We start from the raw sequence: 12,677 nt of genomic DNA, 5'->3' as shown, positions 1-12,677 counted from the left end.
CCGCGCCCTACAAGCGCGATCAGGCCGCGACGTTCGCTTTGCGCGGCCGGAATTCCAGCGACAGCGAGTTCATGCAATAGCGCTGGCCGGTCGGCGGCGGGCCGTCGGGGAAAACATGCCCCATATGGCTGTCGCAGCGCGCGCACCGCGTCTCGACCCGGGTCATGCCGTGGCTGCGATCGGTGTGGTCGGTGACCGCGTCAGGACCGATCGGCTGGGTGAAGCTCGGCCAGCCCGATCCGGAGTCATATTTGTCCGCGCTGTCGAACAACTCGTTGCTGCACGCTGCGCACCGATAGATGCCATCGGCCTTGTTGTCGTTGAGCGCACCGGCGAACGCACGCTCGGTGCCCGCTTCGCGCAGCACGTGATATTGCTCGGGGGTGAGGCGCTGGCGCCACTCGGATTCGGAAAGGTTCAGCTGGTCCATGGGTTTGAATCTCGTGCTGGCGGGACGGATTTCAAGGTGGCCTGACACCGAACGCTAAGTGTGCCCTATTCTGGTTGCATTCGCGATCACCTGGATCAAGGCGGGGCGCAGCAACGGCAGCAGCCATGCCGCGCGGCTACTCTCGGCGACTTGGCGGACGATGCTGGCGATGCCGATCGGACAGGCGAGGCGGCGGGCGAAATCCTCCTGCCAGTGCGCGGCAGTGTCTGGGCCACCTCGAACATAGGCGTTGGCCGCGGCGACGCCGCTGGCGAGCGCGATGCCCATGCCCTCGCCTGCCAGCGACGGGATGACGCCGGCCTGATCGCCGAGTCGGAACATTGCGTCCACCCCCTGACGTTGCCGCCAGCCATAGGGGACGTTGGCGATCGCATCGATCGTCGCGGTGCCATCGACCAGCGCGACCCATTCGCCGAGCGCCGGCATCTCACGGCCGAGCGCGTCCAGCAGTTGCGCGGGCGATCCTGCCGCCTGGAGGCGCGAGCGATGGACCGCGAGGCACAGGTTCGCGGTACCGTCCTCCTGCATCGCCAGCCCGGCATAGCCGCGATCGAACAGATGCAGTTCGATTCCCCCCTCGAGCGACCGGCGCAGCGCGGGAGACGGGGTGATCCGGACGCGCAGCCCGAGCGTCGGATCGTCGCCGCGCGCCTCCTCGGGCCGTGCCATCCCGCGAACGTCGTGCTTGCCGCTGGCGAGGAACAGCGCGTCGGGGGCGAAGGTCGCGCCATCCGCGGTGCGGACCGTCGTGCCGTCGATCTCGCGCACGCTGACGCCGCGTTCGACCGGCGTGCCGAGCCGGACGGCTTCGGCGAGCAGCACGGTATCGAGCCGCCGGCGCGTCACCGAAACCGCGGGATGCGGCAGTGAGGCCTCCGCGCGCCGCGCGCCGGCGTAGATCCGCGCCCGCGTCACCCGCGCCGGGTTGAGCGCATCGGGATCGATCCCTAGCCCGGCGAGTGTCTCCAGCGTCCGCCAGCTCAGGAACCCGCCGCAGATCGCATCACCCGTCTCGCGCGATCGCTCGACGAGCAGATGCGGCAAGCCCGCGCGCGCGAGCTGAATCGCGGTCGCGGCGCCGGCGAGCCCGCCGCCGACGATCAGCGCAGGCGTTCGACGCATAACCGGAACGGAAAGACGCGACGGACCTTCGCCTGGGATATCTCCGCCTCGGCCAGGATCGGTGGCCATTCGTCGGGGCGATAGCTGCGCGCGATCGACAGCGTGCCGTCATGCCGGACGATCCGGTGCCAGCGCGCGAGCGTGGCGAGGATCGGGAACCCCCAATGCGCGAACCCGTGGCGGTGGAGATCGTTGACGAACCACCCCGCGCTCGCATGCGCTTCCATGAAGCGCAGGAACGCGACCAGCTGGTCGTGCGTCATGTGATGCGCGACGAGACTGCTGACGATCACGTCCCAGGGTTCGTCGGCGAGATCCGCATAGTCCCCGGTGACATAGCGGATATCGCCGCCGATGGCGGTGCCATGCGCGCGCGCCGCCTGTTCGCTGCGCGGGTTGAGATCGACCCCGACGAGGTCCGCCTCGATCCCTTTCGCCTTGGCCCAGCGCGCGATCCGGCGCAGCATGTCGCCGTCGCCAAACCCGACATCGAGCAACCGGACGCGCTTGCGCCCTTTGGTCGCGCGGTCGAGAAAATCGAGCGTCGGTCGCCGCGCCATCGTCACGGTGTTCACGGTCGCGAGATCGCCGACCACGTCCGCATAGGTCGCCGCGTCGAGACCGTCCGCGTCCATCAGCTCTTCGGCGTGGCTGCGCGTCGCGAGGCTCATACCGCGCTCCGGAATCCGAAGCCCTCCGCAGCAAGACCCGGACCGAACGCCAGCGCGACCCCGTGCGCGATCGGCGGTCCGGCCAGCAGGCGTTCGAACACGAACATCAGTGTCGCCGACGACATGTTGCCGTTATCCGCCAGCACCCGGCGCGATGCGTCGAGCGCGTCGGGCTTCAGGTGCATCGCATGCTCGACCGCGTCGAGGATCGAGCGTCCGCCGGCGTGGACCGCCCAGCCGTCGATCGACTCGGGCGGGTGGCCGTCGCTGACGATCGTCCGGAACGCGGTATCCGCCAGCGCCGTGGCGATTCGCGCGGGCACCTCGCCCGACAGATGCATCGCGAATCCTGCGTCAGTGACGTCCCAGCGGATCAGCGTCTCGGTATCGGGCAGTGCGGCGGCGAACGGCGTGCCGAGTTCGATCCCGGTCGCGTCCGCGGTAACCAGCGCGGCCGCAGCGCCGTCGCCGAACTGCAGCATCGCCAGCAACGGCTCGATATCGGTGGCGGGTTGAAGATGCAGCGTCGAGAGCTCGACCGTCACGACCAGCACGCGCGCGTGGGGCTCCGAGCGGACGATGTGGCGCGCGTTGCGCAATGCGACGACCGCCGCGTAGCACCCCATGAAGCCGATCAGCAGCCGTTCGACACTCGGCGACAGCCCGAGTCGGCGCGCGATGATCTGGTCGATGCCGGGCGCGACGAAGCCGGTGCAGCTCGCCACCACCAGATGCGTTATCCCCTCGACCGCGATTTTCGCGCGCAACGCGTCGATCGCGCGGATCGCCAGATCGGGCGCGTGCTCGGCGTACAACGTCATCCGCGCCGCAGTCCCGGGATGCGGTTCGGTCGCATAGAAGCCCGCAGCGTCGACCGGCGAGCCACCGTCGGCGGTCGGCGGCAGTACCGACCAACGATGCGCGATCCCCGACCGCGACGCCATCCGATCGAACACCCGCGTCGCGCGCGCATCGGTCCGCGCGCGCGCCCAGGCGATGAAGGCGTCATGGATATCGTGATCGGGCACCGCGGTGCCGACGGCGTTCAGGAAGGCAGCGTGGCAGGCGGGGGAAGAAGCAGGCATGTCAGCGGGCACGACGTCCTTTGGTCCGTGCGGGATGGCACGCGATTCGATCACTATACGCACAGCGAGCGATTATAGACGTCGCCGTCGCGGATAATCCGCATGGTCCCACACGGTTATCGCTGAATGATATCGTGAAATGATGTCGCCAACCGCGTCCTTCGACGTCGCACAAGCGGCGGTGTTGCGCCTCAGCGCGGGCGATCGGTCTCGGCGGGGGCATCGATCGCGTCGGGGGTCAGGCCGTATTTCTCGGCCATCAGCGTCATCGCCCATTCGACATAGGCGGCGATCGCATGATCCTCCGCGGCGTCCAGCGCCCGGCAGGCATCCTGTAACTGCGCATATACGCTGAACGCGTTCATGATCGAACTTCCACTATCAGGGCGCCATGCCATGACGAATGCCAAGGCACGCCCCGATAGCCGAAAACCGGCAAGTCCGCCAGAACCGTATAATATCCCCGATTCGCAGCGTAGTTTCGAAATGGTACGATTAAAACCAAAACAAAACCAATTTGGATATAGTGCCGCAACACTACAGATTGATCCGAAATGAAGTTCAAACAGAGCTATTTTCGTATGTATTTCTCACATGGTTACCTATTTTCAAAGGATTAGGTTGAAAAACCGCGAAGGAAGGAGACAATGTCGTCAATTCGATCTGTCATGCCGCGGTGGTTCCGCAACGCGAACAGGGCGGGTTGGCCGATGATGTCTCATCCTTGGTGAACGACGGGAGTCTTTGAGTGAAGAACGAGTCGGTGGTCGAGCTAATCAAGGATCTCACGGCCAAGCTGTCCGCCGTGGCGGAGGAATTCAACGGGCGTGTCGCGCATGCTGCCGAAGAGGCGCCCGTGGGCGAGGAAAACGACGAAGCCGCGCTCGTCGATTATGCCGAGACGGTGCTGGAGCAACGGCGCATGCGGCGTCAGTTCCTGCCGGGCGAACTGTTTCACGAACCGGCCTGGGATATGCTGCTCGCGCTATTCGTCTCGCGTGATGCCCGCCTGCCGATGAACATCAAGGCGCTGGTCAGCATGTCGGACGCGCCGGTGACGACATCGCAGCGCTGGATCGAACATCTTCACAAGCTCAAGCTGATCGATCGCGTCATCGATCCGACCGATCGCCGCCGGGTCGAGATTTCGCTCAGCCATACCGGCGACCAGGCGATGAAAGCCTATCTGCGGGCGCTCAAGCACCAGTGAACCGCCAGAAGCCGGGCTTCGTAAAGGCACCGGACTTTCGCGCGTGCGTTTATCGATGACCAGAGCAGGCACGCCCGTCAGGCGCGATCAAAAGCTGCGTCCGACGCCCGAATCATGATCGTATACTTGCTACGATCGCTATCTCGGAGCAACGATACAACCAGAAGACAGTTAACGGTCCATTTTAGTGTAAATTTGCGACGAACAAGTCACCGTTTTCGTTGGAAACATACGAAAAACATCGCCGCTGTTTGTCGTTTTGATTTAGTAGGTTTTAGTTAAGCGATACGACGCAATTTTGTTCCCTAACAAAGGTCAGGGGGACAAATTGGTTCGGCAAAATCAAGCATTTGCAATGAGGGCAGGGTACCGATCGGTCTCCGTCACTGCGTTGCGTGCGTTGATCGCCGGAGCAGCGGGCCTGCTCGCGCCAGCGCCCGCCTGGAGCCAGGCCGCTGGTCCGACGCCTGCCGGTACGCCGATCGTCAACACCGCGGCGCTGGGGTTCGACCTGAACGGCGCGACCCAGTCGACCGTCTCCAACACCGTGACGATCATCGTCGCCGAACGGCTCGACGTGAGCCTGGTCCGCACCGGTCAGGGTGCCGTCGTCGTCACGCCGCAGCCCAAGGCGGTGCCGTTCACGCTGACCAATCGCGATAATGGCAATGAATCCTTCGCGATCGCCGCCAGCGTGTCGGCCGGCGTCTTCGGCGTCCAGGCGTTGGTGATCGATGCGGACGGCGACGGGCTCTACGATCCGGTCAAGGATCTGCCCCCTGCCGATGGCAGGACTCCGGTCCTGTCGCCCGGCCAGTCGATCAAATTGCTGGCGATCCTGGTTCGGACCGATTCCTCGGGTGGCGCCGCGACCGCGACGCTGACCGTCACCGCGCAGTCGACCACCGGATCGGGCCAGCCGGGCAGCTCCTATGCCGGGCTGGGCGACGGCGGTGGCGATGCGGTCGTCGGCCCGACCGGGGCGATCGCCAGCGTCGTCGTGCCGATCACCACGGGCATCGCCGGCCCGTCGCTGTTCAAGAGCCAGTCCGTGCTGGCCGCCGACGGATCGCAGAACGCGGTGCGCGATGCGGTCATCACCTACACGCTCGAGGCGCGGTTCACCGATGCGGTCACCGGCGCGCGGATCGTCGATCCGATCCCCCAGGGCACGGTGTTCGTTCCCGGCAGCCTCACGCTCGACGGCACGCCGTTGACCGATGCCGGCGACGGCGATGCGGGTGCCTTCGATCGCAACGCGTCGGCTCCCGGCGCGGCTGGCGGCGGCATCGCCGTCGCACTCGGTCAGGTCGCCGCCGCCGCCGTCCACACCGTTCAATTCAAAACCAAGATCCAATGAGGAGTCCAAGCATGATCACGCGTCCCATGATTGCCGCCGTCCTGATGGCGACCACCGCTTCCGTTTCCGCCGCCGCGGGCCCGCTGCAGGTGACGAGCAGCATCCTCGTCGAAAGCCGCAGCGCGGCCGCCGATGGCACCACGCGGATCACCCTGGTCAAGCCGGGCAAGGTGACGCCGGGCGACAAGGTCATCTTCGTCCTCGCCTATCGCAACACCGGCAAACAGCCGCTGGCCAACGTCGTGCTGGCCAACCCGTTGCCGGCGGCGATCTCCTATCGATCGGCCAATCCCGGTTCGCCTGCACCCGATGTGTCGGTCGACGGCACGACGTACGGCGCGCTCGACGCGCTCCGCGTCCGCAGCCTCGACGGCAGCACGCGCGCGGCGAGCCCCAACGATGTCACCAGCGTCCGGTGGCGCATTGCGAACCCGATACCGGCCGGTTCGCAAGGCCAATTCGCGTTCCAGGCCGTCCTGAAATGATCTCCCCCCACCACCAAGCCTGACTAATCACACATAAGGAAAATCAAGACATGTTCGCAAAAGGGGTACTACGCACGCTGTTGGCCGGTACGGCCGCCATCGTGTCCGCCGGCACGATGGCCGGCACCGCCAACGCACAGGCGCCGGGGCCCGCCGGCACCGCCGCCGGTACGACCGTCACCAACACCGCGCAGGCGAGCTACACGGTCAACGGCGTCCAGCAGAACGCGACGTCGAACGCGGTGAGCTTCGTGGTCGATCGCAAGGTCAACCTGACCGTGATCGCCAACCAGCCGAACAACACGCAGGTCGCGATCGGCCAGACCGCTGCGGTGACGACGTTCAAGGTCACCAACAACACCAACGGCATTCAGGACTTCCTGCTGTCGTCGAGCCAGACGCCGATCCAGGGGCTGTTCAACGGCGACAATTTCGATGTGACCAACATCCACATCTACGTCGATTCGAACGGCAACGGCACCTATGACGCCGGTACCGATACCGCGACCTACATCAACGAACTCGGCGCCGATCAGTCGGCGGTCGTCTTCATCGTCGCCGACATCCCCAACAACCAGGCCAACGTCCTCGCCGGCATCACGCTGATCGCCCAGGTCGCGGCTGGTGGTGATACGGCTGCGCAGGGCCTGCCGTTGGCGCCGAGCGTCGCCCCGAACGACGACAACGTCGTCGACGTGGTCTTCGCCGACAACGACTCGGACGGCCTTGGTCCCGATATCATCTATAACGGGCAGGGCCGCGCGGCGCTCGGCTACGAGATCACCACGCGCAACGTCGCCTTGAGCGTCGCCAAGTCGCAGCTGGTGCTGACCGATCCGATCAACCTCGCCGTCGCACCAAAGGCGATCCCGGGCGCGGTCGTGCAATATTGCCTGGTCGTCAACAATGGCACGGTAGGGACGCCGGCGTCGAACGTCACGCTGACCGACGTCGTCCCGCCCAACACCACCTATGTCGCCAACTCGATGTCGATCGGCGCGATCGCGCTCGGCGGCACGTGCCTGCTGACGGGTATCGTCGACGGCGTCTCGCTGGCCGACGACGGAACGGTGACCGTGCCGCTGGTCAACTACACCGGCTCGTTCAACGCCACCACGAAGACGGTGAACGCGCGGATCCCGGTCTTGCTGGGCGGGACCTCGGTCGCGGCGACCTTCCGCGTGACGATCAACTAAACCCACCTCGTATCCGAAAGGACCGACCGATCCCGGCGCGTGGCGACGCGTGCCGGGAAAGGATCCCTTATGTCCAGCTCCCGTCGCCTCTCGCGCCTTGGCGCCCTCATTCCGATGCTGTTGCTCGGGCCCGCCATCGGCGCGGCACCGGCGATGGCGCAGACGATCCGTGTCCAGAATACCGCAACGCTGTCGTTCGACGACGCGGGTAGCGACTCCGGCACACGGGCCGTTCCGTCCAACACGGTCGCGCTCGACGTGAACCGTGCCAAGCGTCCGACGACGCTCTCATTCCGTCTGGCCCCGCCCAATTATGCCTTCACTGGCGCGACGTGTCAGACCGTCCCGACCTATCTGTTCACGCCTGCGCCGATCGATGCACCGGCCTTTGCCGCGGCGCCCAACGTCGCGGCGCTCGACGTCAAGGAAGACATGATCCTTGTGCTCGACAACCAGGCGGGCAATCACGATCCGGCGGTCCGTGAGACGGCGGTGATCACCGCGGATGTCGGCCAAACCAAGGTTCCGTTGACGCTGGTCGAAACCGCCGCCAACAGCGGCATCTTCGCCGGCGGCGTTCCTTCGACCGATACGGGTCGATATGCCGATCTCGAACCGTGCGAAGTGCGTACGCGCGGCGCACCGATCACGCTCAGCTTCGCCGAAGACGAGTTCAGCTACGCCTCGACCGCGTCGATCCTGATCGATCCGGCCGGCTACACCTTCGACTCGCGCACCGGCGCACTGGTCGATGGCACCACCGTGTCGCTGGTCGACGAGACCGGCCAGCCAGCCACCGTCTTCGGCGACGACGGTGTCAGCCGCTACCCCTCGACGATGATGACTGGTGCGACCGTCACCGACGCCAGCGGGCGCGTCTATCCCGGCGAAACCGGCCGCTATCGGTTCCCGCTGACGACGCCGGGCCGCTATGCTTTGAAGGTGGTCCCGCCGGGTGATTATGTCGCCCCGTCGACCGCCGACCGTACTGCGCTGGCCGCGCTCAAGGATCCGGACGGCGCACCGTTCATCCTCAAGGAGGCAAGCTTCGGGGACGTGTTCACGCTGACCAGGCCTGAGCCGTTCACGGCGGATATCCCGCTCGATGGCCCCGGCCCCGGCAAGCTGCTGCTGACCAAGATCGCGTCGGTCCGCGAGGCGTCGCCGGGTGATTTCGTCCAGTATCTGCTGCGCATCACCAATCGCGATTCGGTCCCTGCGCGCGGACTCCACGTCGCCGATACGTTGCCGAGAGGGCTGCGCTACGAACGCAATTCCGCGCGCGGCGGTGACGAGCCGACCGTGTCGAGCGATGGCCGCAACCTCGACTTCGCGATCCCGCTGCTGGCTGCCGGCGCCTCGACCGAACTGAAATACGTCGTCAGCATCGCGCCAGGCGCACCCGTCGGCGAGGCGCTCAACCGCGCGCGCGTCGCCGGGCAGGGCGACGTCTCCAGCAACGAGGCTGCCGCATCGGTGCGGCTGCGTCCGCTGCTGTTCACCGACGCGATGACGATCATCGGCCGCGTGACCGAGGGGAATTGCGGCGATCCGGTCGACCAGCGCAAGGGCGTGCCCGGAATCCGCCTGCTGATGGAGGACGGCACGTTCGTCTCCACCGATCGCGACGGGCTCTACCATTTCGAGGGCGTCCGCGCCGGTCGCCACGTCGTCCAGATCGACACGTCGAGCATCCCCGTCACGCACGCACCGGTTGCCTGCGACATCGACACGCGCCAGGCCAACAGCCCGATCTCGCGCTTCGTCGAGGGCGACGGCGGCCTGCTCAAGCGCGTCGATTTCCAGCTGAAGCCGACCGGCAAGGCCGCCGCTGTCGACGCCGCGCTCCCCATAACCATCCTCGACGACGCCACCGCCGCCGGCAGCCGCGACTGGCTGGCCGGTGGACAGACGGCGGGCATCGACTGGCTGTTCCCGCTCGCCGACCACAATCCGCGCGCGCCGATCGTCCGTGCGGTCGTCAAGCACATGCCCGGCCAGCGGGTGGCGCTGACGATCAACGGCAAGCAGGTCGAAGCGCTCGCGTTCGACGGCACCGATCAGCGCGACGGCACCGACATCGCGGTCTCGCGCTGGACGGGTATCCCGTTGATCGACGGCGACAATCGCCTCCAGGCTCACGTGCTGGCTGCTGACGGCAGCGTCGTGAAGACGCTCGACCGCTTGGTGCATTATTCGGGCGCAGGCGTGCGTGCGGTGTTCGACGCCGCCAGCAGCCGGCTCGTCGCCGATGGCCTGACCCGTCCGCTCATCGCAGTCCGCGTCACCGACAAGACCGGCCGTCCGGTTCGCGCCGGAACGCTGGTGCCGTTCACCGTCGACCAGCCCTACACCGCCGCGGTCGAGGCCGAGCTCGAACAGGGTCGTCAGCTTGCCGGCCGCGAGCGGTCCGCCACCACCGCGCTGGTGGTCGGCGACGACGGGCTCGCCTTCATCACGCTCCAGCCGACCACGCAGGCGGGTGCCGTCCACGTCGTCGTCTCGCTGACCCAGGACAAGGTCGTCCATGCCAACGAGGTTCGCGCCTGGCTCGCCGCCTCCGCCAAGCAATGGGTCGTGGTCGGCTTCGGTGCGGGCTCGCTCGGCTACGACATGCTCAGCAAGCGCCAGTCCGGCCTCCCGCGGTCGCAGCGCGGCAGCGTGGTCACCGACGGCCAGCTCGCTTTCTACGCCAAGGGTCGCGTCAAGGGCTCGTGGCTGGCGACGATCGCCTATGACAGCGACCGCAAATACGATCCCGATCGCGGCCTGCTCGGCACGATCGACCCTGATCGCTATTACACCGTGTACGGGGACGGCTCGCGCCAGGGCTATGACGCCGCTACCAAGCGCAAGCTGTACCTGCGGCTCGAGCGTCGCGAATTCTACGCGCTGTTCGGCGATTTCGAGACCGGCTTCACCGACACGCAGCTGACCCGCTACAACCGCACGCTCAACGGCGTGAAGGCCGCCTATGAGGGCAAGCGGATCCGCGCGACCGGGTTCGCCGCCAACACCGACACGCTGTATTCGCGCGACGAGATCCAGGGCAACGGCCTGAGCGGTCCGTACCGGCTGTCGGGGCGCGATATCGTGCCGAACAGCGACAAGCTGCGTATCGAGACGCGCGACCGGTTCCGCTCCGAGCTGATCATCGCGACCACCCAGCTGACGCGCCACATCGATTACGACATCGACACCTCGATGGGCACGGTGCGCTTCCGCCAGCCTATCCTCAGCCGTGACAGCAACCTCAACCCGGTCTTCATCGTCGCGGATTACGAGGTCGAGGGCGGCAAATCGTCCAAGCTCGCCGCCGCCGCGCGCGTCGCGACCAAGCTGGCGAACGGCCGGGTCGAGATCGGTGCCGCGGTCATCCGCGACGAGACCGTCGGCAAGGCCACCGTGCTCGGCGCCGATATCAAGGCACACGTCACCGCCAATACCGAACTGCGCGGCGAGATCGCCAAGGGCGGTCGCGGCGGGCTGGGCCAGGGCCTCGCCTATCTGGCCGAGGTCGATCACCACGGCACCAAGCTCGATCTGCTCGCCTATGCCCGCCAGCAGGATACCGCGTTCGGCGTCGGCCAGCAGAACCTCGTCGAGGCGGGGACGCGCAAGTTCGGGCTCGACGGCCGGCTGCGGCTGACCGATCGGCTGAGCGTGACCGGGGTCGCCTGGTACCAGCAGCAGCTGAGCACCCCCGGTACGCGTGCCGCCGGCGAGGCCCGGATCGAATATCGCCGCGACACCGGCACGATCTTCGTCGGCGGCCAGTTCGCGTCGGACCGCGGCAGGGACGGCAAGGACCGCGACAGCCGTCTGCTGACGGTCGGCGGCACGCAGGCACTGTTCGGCGACAAGCTGACGGTCACCGGCCAGACGCAGTTCGCGCCTGGCGGCGACAGCGACAGCGTCGACTTCCCGGTCCGCCACCAGATCCAGCTGGCCTACCGGATCAAGCCCGGCATCCGCCTGATCGGTGGCTACGAGATCGCCAACGGCGACGGCTATGTCGCGCATACCAAGCAGTTCGGCGTCGACGTCGCGCCCTGGACCGGTGCCAAGCTGATGAGCACGCTCAACCAGCAGGCGATCGGCGAGAACGGCGCGCGGACCTATGCGCAATACGGCCTCAGCCAGTCGGTGCCGCTCGGCAAGCACTGGACCATCGACGGGACGCTCGACGCCAGCAACACGCTCAAGGGCAAGATCCCCGAAGGCGCGGTCGTCAACGCGTTCCAGCCGGTCACCTCGGGCGGCTATGTCGGCCAGGACCAGACCAACGGCGACTATGCGGCGGCGACGTTCGGGGCGACCTACCGTCAGGCCCGCTGGTCGGTGAACGGGCGACTCGAATATCGCAACGCCGACAGCGGCGATCGCTGGGGGATCACCACCAACTTCCTTCGCACGCTGGGGCAGGGCAAGACGCTCGCGTCGAGCATCAAGGCCTACACGATCAAGGATCGGACCGGGGCGGTCGCGACCTATGCCACCGCCGATCTGGCGCTCGCGCTGCGGCCGCTCGACAGCCGCTGGTCGGTGCTCGAACGGCTCGAACTGCGGCACGAGAGCGCAGATGCCGGGTTCAGCGACTCGAATGCGCTCGGCGTCCCCGCCTATGGCGCAGGCGATCAGGTGACGTCGCGGATCATCAACAACCTCGCGGTCAACTATCGTACCGGTCCGGAAGGGCTCGGCCACGGCACCGAGGCGACGGTGTATTACGGCGCGAAATACGTCGCGGGGCGGTTCGCCGACGATACCTATGACGGGTATATCGACGTCACCGGGTTCGAGCTGCGCCAGGATATCGGCACCCGGTTCGATATCGGCGTCAGCGGATCGGTGCAGCATGCGTGGTCGCGCGGCGCATGGTCGTGGAGTGGTGGGCCATCGGTCGGCGTATCCCCCGCACGCAACACGTGGATCAGCGCCGGTTACAACGTGTCGGGCTACCGCGACCGCGATTTCGAGGACGACCGCTACACGCGGCAGGGGCCGTACGTGACGATGCGGCTGAAGTTCGACCAGGCGACGATCGGCGGCGCGACGCGCGCGCTGTTCGGTGGTCGCCGATAATCACAGGGAGAG

10 protein-coding genes are annotated in these 12,677 nt (G+C 66.6%); 5 read left to right on the top strand and 5 right to left on the bottom strand.

The genetic code is table 11. The features are described 5' to 3' along the window. Positions 1-19: 19 nt before the first annotated feature. From msrB to C8J47_RS19250, 5 genes are all read right to left on the bottom strand, one after another. Positions 20-430 (bottom strand): peptide-methionine (R)-S-oxide reductase MsrB, encoded by a 411-nt coding sequence (gene msrB / locus C8J47_RS15750; RefSeq protein WP_056053779.1) that lies wholly within the window; start codon positions 428-430, stop codon positions 20-22. A gap of 54 nt (positions 431-484) precedes the next feature. Continuing rightward, the gene (locus tag C8J47_RS15745; RefSeq protein WP_121886460.1) at positions 485-1,573 is read right to left on the bottom strand and encodes an NAD(P)/FAD-dependent oxidoreductase; all 1,089 of its coding nucleotides are present in this window, start codon (positions 1,571-1,573) and stop codon (positions 485-487) included. Further along, complete coding sequence (locus tag C8J47_RS15740; RefSeq protein WP_121886459.1) at positions 1,552-2,244, bottom strand: methyltransferase domain-containing protein; 693 nt, start codon at positions 2,242-2,244, stop codon at positions 1,552-1,554. The genes C8J47_RS15745 and C8J47_RS15740 overlap by 22 nt, the downstream gene beginning before the upstream one ends. Continuing rightward, positions 2,241-3,329 (bottom strand): type III polyketide synthase, encoded by a 1,089-nt coding sequence (locus tag C8J47_RS15735; RefSeq protein WP_121886458.1) that lies wholly within the window; start codon positions 3,327-3,329, stop codon positions 2,241-2,243. The genes C8J47_RS15740 and C8J47_RS15735 overlap by 4 nt, the downstream gene beginning before the upstream one ends. 191 nt (positions 3,330-3,520) lie before the next feature. Continuing rightward, complete coding sequence (locus C8J47_RS19250) at positions 3,521-3,694, bottom strand: hypothetical protein (protein ID WP_183129137.1); 174 nt, start codon at positions 3,692-3,694, stop codon at positions 3,521-3,523. 383 nt (positions 3,695-4,077) lie between these two features. Between C8J47_RS19250 and C8J47_RS15730 the strand changes: the two genes are divergently transcribed. The 5 genes from C8J47_RS15730 (at position 4,078) to C8J47_RS15710 (ending at position 12,665) form a co-directional block, all read left to right on the top strand. Next, entirely contained in the window at positions 4,078-4,539 is a 462-nt protein-coding gene (locus C8J47_RS15730) for a hypothetical protein (RefSeq protein WP_056053772.1), read from the top strand. Positions 4,540-4,894: 355 nt separating this feature from the next. Beyond that, positions 4,895-5,899: a hypothetical protein gene (locus C8J47_RS15725; RefSeq protein WP_121886457.1), complete on the top strand. Its 1,005-nt coding sequence runs from the start codon at positions 4,895-4,897 to the stop codon at positions 5,897-5,899. 11 nt (positions 5,900-5,910) lie between these two features. Continuing rightward, entirely contained in the window at positions 5,911-6,384 is a 474-nt protein-coding gene (locus tag C8J47_RS15720) for a DUF11 domain-containing protein (RefSeq protein ID WP_121886456.1), read from the top strand. Positions 6,385-6,434: 50 nt separating this feature from the next. After that, the gene (locus C8J47_RS15715; RefSeq protein WP_121886455.1) at positions 6,435-7,580 is read left to right on the top strand and encodes a DUF11 domain-containing protein; all 1,146 of its coding nucleotides are present in this window, start codon (positions 6,435-6,437) and stop codon (positions 7,578-7,580) included. Positions 7,581-7,649: 69 nt separating this feature from the next. Beyond that, positions 7,650-12,665, top strand: coding sequence for a DUF11 domain-containing protein (locus C8J47_RS15710; RefSeq protein ID WP_259467598.1), 5,016 nt, complete (start codon positions 7,650-7,652; stop codon positions 12,663-12,665). Positions 12,666-12,677: the final 12 nt, after the last annotated feature.

This window comes from Sphingomonas sp. PP-F2F-G114-C0414, assembly GCF_003688595.1.
Classification (GTDB): domain Bacteria; phylum Pseudomonadota; class Alphaproteobacteria; order Sphingomonadales; family Sphingomonadaceae; genus Sphingomonas.
Note: the sequence above shows the minus strand (reverse complement) of the source record. Positions and strands in the feature narration are given on the sequence as shown.

Excerpts from the sequence above, each read along its gene's own strand:
- msrB (WP_056053779.1), bottom strand. The coding sequence starts at position 430 with ATGGACCAGCTGAACCTTTCCGAATCCGAGTGGCGCCAGCGCCTCACC.
- C8J47_RS15745 (WP_121886460.1), bottom strand. The coding sequence starts at position 1,573 with ATGCGTCGAACGCCTGCGCTGATCGTCGGCGGCGGGCTCGCCGGCGCC.
- C8J47_RS15740 (WP_121886459.1), bottom strand. The coding sequence starts at position 2,244 with ATGAGCCTCGCGACGCGCAGCCACGCCGAAGAGCTGATGGACGCGGAC.
- C8J47_RS15735 (WP_121886458.1), bottom strand. The coding sequence starts at position 3,329 with ATGCCTGCTTCTTCCCCCGCCTGCCACGCTGCCTTCCTGAACGCCGTC.
- C8J47_RS19250 (WP_183129137.1), bottom strand. The coding sequence starts at position 3,694 with ATGAACGCGTTCAGCGTATATGCGCAGTTACAGGATGCCTGCCGGGCG.
- C8J47_RS15725 (WP_121886457.1), top strand. The coding sequence starts at position 4,895 with ATGAGGGCAGGGTACCGATCGGTCTCCGTCACTGCGTTGCGTGCGTTG.
- C8J47_RS15720 (WP_121886456.1), top strand. The coding sequence starts at position 5,911 with ATGATCACGCGTCCCATGATTGCCGCCGTCCTGATGGCGACCACCGCT.
- C8J47_RS15715 (WP_121886455.1), top strand. The coding sequence starts at position 6,435 with ATGTTCGCAAAAGGGGTACTACGCACGCTGTTGGCCGGTACGGCCGCC.
- C8J47_RS15710 (WP_259467598.1), top strand. The coding sequence starts at position 7,650 with ATGTCCAGCTCCCGTCGCCTCTCGCGCCTTGGCGCCCTCATTCCGATG.